This is a genomic window from Methanospirillum sp., assembly GCF_028679455.1.
Taxonomy (GTDB): Archaea; Halobacteriota; Methanomicrobia; order Methanomicrobiales; family Methanospirillaceae; genus Methanospirillum.
In genome coordinates this window covers 1-3,564 of record NZ_JAJRBM010000397.1, presented here as the reverse complement: position 1 = coordinate 3,564, position 3,564 = coordinate 1, and the positions used below count along the sequence as shown (strand labels likewise).

The following is a 3,564-nucleotide window of genomic DNA, read 5'->3' as shown; positions in this document are numbered from 1 at the left end:
AGTTTTTGGTATGCTGAATGGAGTGGTTCGTCAGAATTTGTTGCCCCACTGCCTATTGCACCTGCCGGGTTTTCTCTCCTGGATAATATCTCAAAAATTCTGGTACTTTCCTCATTGACTTCTTCCCTCCGTTCATTCCAGATACGAATAATATGGGGGATTAGGTCAGTCATACCTGGAATATTGTGTCGGGACTTTTTTGGGATATATGTAGCAGCGTAAAACGGCTTTAGTTCAGGTGTGAGAAATATGCTTAATGGCCATCCACCTGACCCGGTCATAACCTGGCATACGGACATGTAGATCCGATCAATCTCAGGATGTTGTTCCCGATCAACTTTGATTGCAATAAAATTCAGGTTCAGCAGGTCAGCAACCTCCTGATCCTTGAAACACTCTTCTTCCATTACATGGCACCAGTGGCAGGCTGCATATCCGATGGAAAGGAAGATTGGGAGGTCAGATTTTTTTGCCTGAAGATGTGCCTCACTCCCCCAGGGATACCAATTCACCGGATTGTGAGCATGCTGTAAGAGATACGGGCTGTTTTCATGGATCAATCGGTTTGGTATCACAGTTCCTCCTTTTTTCATCATGAGTACTTGCCAGGTAAATGATAACTCTGGAACAGTACAAGCAAATAACCATGTAAACCAATATGTTTCTTCTACTGATGGATAATTATGAATATTATATTACAAGCCTTGAGGAGATCCTCAGTAGTAATCAGAATGGGATGACCGTCTCTGATATTGCCCAGGTTCTTCATCTATCCAGAAATACGGTAGGAAAATATCTGGAACTGATGTATCTCTCCGGTGTTGTTGATATACGAACCGTCGGAAAATCAAAAATATACTTCCTTGCACCCCGGGTTCCGGCTACCCGGATATTGAATTATCTCGCAGATGCCGTGATACAGACTGATGGTCAGTATCGTGTTGTGAGTCTTAACATTTCAGCTCTGGATCTTCTGGATTCTGATGAAGGTGAACTCATCGGAAGAAGTTTTCTTGATATTCTTAGCATCCAGGGCTTATCCACAGATCTGCGGAATCGGATCACAAGTCCTGATCGCGATGCCGCATATACTGATGAGATCGTCATACACATTGATACTACGGCCAGGAACATGTGGATGACGGTTGCTGATATGATGATGTATGACGGAGTACCCGGTCATGTCTTTATCCTGGAAGATATCACCGATTGGAAAGAGGCTGAGCAGAAAAGACGAATTGGTGATTTTCTCTTTGCAACCCTTGCAGAAGAGACCTGGGAACAGGTCTGCATCTTTTCACCCGATTATAAGATTCAGTATGCAAACCAGCAATATGCAAGAGCGGACGGGAGGGAAGGCGATCTGGTAGGGCAGAATCTGCTTGACTCATATGATAAACAGGCTGCCCGGCTAATTCGTGATACGGTTGAGATTGTCGCCGAATCCCATCTCCCTCACCGGCAGGTCTTCCCGGTGATGACCAGCCAGGACTCTCCAAAATGGCTTGATCAACGACTCTATCCGATATCTGGGCGTTCAGAGGATGTGCAGCAGATCATCAGAATTGCCAGAGATATAACCGGTCTTCAGGAAGGTGGTTCTGCATCTGCTCTGCTTTCGGTTCTGCTTACTACCATGACCGAAGGAGTAGTAACGGTGACTTTGCAGGGGACTATTCTCTCCTGGAACCGGGGAGCTGAACAGATTACCGGGTACCCTGCTGAAGAACTTCTCGGTGGTTCCGCTCACATCATTATTCCTTCTGAATTGAACGGAGGACAGAATGTGATCTCTGATGCGGTCAGAGGAATAACGGTTCACGATCTCAAATATACAATTCGTGCAAAAGGAGGCAGGAAAAAGAAAGTGATCCTGTCATCAGCAGCAGTGTACGATCATTCAGGTGAGATCAGTATGATCATGTTAATCTGGCATGAACCCTGATGGGTCAATTTTTATCGGTTTTGCGTTGGTGTTGATCATCACAGGCACCACAGGAAGAAGTACCCCTGATAAGTGTGCAGATTGTGCAGATTCTCGATCCCGGGTTGGTGACTGTTCCATCGCGCAGATCTGACGAAAGCAGTGCAATCTCCCTTTTAACTTCATTGGAAAATTCGATTCGATATCCTCGCTTGCCTGAAAGATACTGGGATACTGCAGAAGGCGCCATTTCAAGAATGGTAGCAACCTCTTTTTGTGAAAGTCCTGATGCTACCATTTCAGCTGCAATTGCGGCCCTGATTGCAGGCAGTGATTCCCAGACAATATTCTCGCAGGGGAGTTTATCCATGTGAGTACTCATCGATGTATCATTACATAAGGATAATCACGCTGTGAACTCAGGTAGTTATCGAAAGATTCAATGCACATTCTATGAATTTCTCATTACGAGGTTTGGGAATAATGAAATGGTATCTGTTCACGATAATTCTGATTGTCCTTCTCCTGGGAGATGGAGGGATTTGTATTGCAGGCACAAACAGCGATCCTGGTGACTATCCCCCCCATGTTCTTCCGTATGACCCGAAAGATGAACCTGACTCTCCTGATGGACCCGCAGATTATCCTCCCGTTGAACCAACCATGCCCCCAACCATTGAACCGACCTATACGATTGAACCAACCAGTATCGGTGGTGAATCCGGCTGGTTCAAGATCGACTCTGATCCCCAGGGTGCCGAAGTTTCCTTTGATGGTTCACCCCAGGGTATCACCCCTGCTCTCATAAAAGTATCAACAACTGGTACCCCTTCACACACACTTCGTGTATCAAAGACAGGGTATCAGGATTGGACCGATCAAATATCAGGAAATCCTGGACCTGGTGAGACTCTCTCCCGGATGGCTAACCTTGTGGAGATTCAGCCAACTGTCACCGTTGAACCAACCGGTATCGGTGGTGAATCAGGCTGGTTTAAGATCGACTCTGATCCCCAGGGTGCCGAAGTCTCTTTTGATGGTTCACCCCAGGGAATTACCCCTGCTCTCATAAAAGTATCAACAACCGGTACCCCTTCACACACACTTCGTGTATTAAAGATAGGGTATCAGGATTGGACTGATCAAATATCAGGAAATCCGGGATCTGGTGAAATAATCTCCCGGATGGCTAACCTTGTGGAGATTCAGCCAACTGTCACCGTTGAACCAACCGGTATCGGTGGTGAATCAGGGTGGTTTAAGATCGATTCTGATCCACAGGGAGCGGATGTCCGTGTTGATGATTCCTACTATGGGACTAGTCCTGTTCTGGTTAAGGTAATGAGCACGGGGACTCCTTCTCATACAATCAGAGTGACCATGAACGGTTTTCGCGAGTATGTCCAGCAGGTCTCCATGAATCCTGGAAAAGATGAAACCATTCCAATATTTGCTCCCCTTGTTCCCCTTGCCCAGTATGGGAGTATCTATGTAAGTTCGGATCCGACTGGTGCCATTGCATCCCTCGACTCTGGTGTCCAGTATCTAACTCCCTGTACCTTCTCACAGGTGGTGTCAGGTATACATACGGTTATGGTGAGTAAAGCAGGATACAATCCCTATACGGCCCAGATACAGGT

At 46.4% G+C, this 3,564-nt stretch carries 4 protein-coding genes; 2 read left to right on the top strand and 2 right to left on the bottom strand.

Annotation, left to right across the window (positions count from 1 at the left end; all coding sequences use genetic code 11):
- Positions 1 to 575 (bottom strand): thioredoxin domain-containing protein (locus tag LUQ50_RS13525; RefSeq protein ID WP_300040539.1); only part of this gene is annotated, 575 nt, incomplete at its 3' end.
- Positions 576 to 658: 83 nt separating this feature from the next.
- Here LUQ50_RS13525 and LUQ50_RS13520 point away from each other — a divergent pair.
- A complete protein-coding gene (locus LUQ50_RS13520; RefSeq protein WP_300040537.1) occupies positions 659 to 1,945 on the top strand; it encodes a PAS domain S-box protein in 1,287 nt (428 codons plus the stop codon).
- 4 nt (positions 1,946 to 1,949) lie between these two features.
- On the opposite strand, the gene LUQ50_RS13515 is transcribed toward LUQ50_RS13520, so the two are convergent.
- A complete protein-coding gene (locus tag LUQ50_RS13515; RefSeq protein WP_300040535.1) occupies positions 1,950 to 2,294 on the bottom strand; it encodes a helix-turn-helix domain-containing protein in 345 nt (114 codons plus the stop codon).
- Between the two features lie 113 nt (positions 2,295 to 2,407).
- On the opposite strand from LUQ50_RS13515, the gene LUQ50_RS13510 reads away from it, so the two are divergent.
- Positions 2,408 to 3,564 (top strand): PEGA domain-containing protein (locus LUQ50_RS13510; protein WP_300040533.1); only part of this gene is annotated, 1,157 nt, incomplete at its 3' end.

Coding starts and splice junctions, on each gene's coding strand:
- LUQ50_RS13520 (WP_300040537.1), top strand. CDS start 659: ATGTTTCTTCTACTGATGGATAATTATGAATATTATATTACAAGCCTT.
- LUQ50_RS13515 (WP_300040535.1), bottom strand. CDS start 2,294: ATGGATAAACTCCCCTGCGAGAATATTGTCTGGGAATCACTGCCTGCA.